This is a genomic window from Pseudomonas hunanensis (assembly GCF_013393325.1).
In the GTDB taxonomy this organism is placed as follows: Bacteria; Pseudomonadota; Gammaproteobacteria; order Pseudomonadales; family Pseudomonadaceae; genus Aquipseudomonas; species Aquipseudomonas putida_P.
In genome coordinates this window covers 1-254 of record NZ_QJRC01000055.1, presented here as the reverse complement: position 1 = coordinate 254, position 254 = coordinate 1, and the positions used below count along the sequence as shown (strand labels likewise).

Here is a 254-nt window from a genome sequence, read left to right as displayed (position 1 = left end):
AGCCTGGCCGCCGCCTTGGCCTGTTACGACCGTGACGAAATCACTTCCGCCCGCGGGCTGGAAATATCCTTGGCGTTGCTGATTCAGCCGATGGGCCAGCCGGCCCCTGGCACCGAGGAACAGGATCGGCGCTTCAAACGTCTCGAACAGTGGCTCGATCAACACGACAGCCCGCTCTACACCGCCCTGGCACCGTTCAACCCATTCAAGGACAAGGCCGACGCGATCGGCAGTTTGCTCGGCGCCAGCGATAA

At 62.6% G+C, this 254-nt stretch carries 1 pseudogene; it reads left to right on the top strand.

The features are described 5' to 3' along the window. Window positions 1-254 (top strand): annotated as a pseudogene (locus tag DM807_RS28245) (T6SS effector BTH_I2691 family protein); the annotation flags it as partial.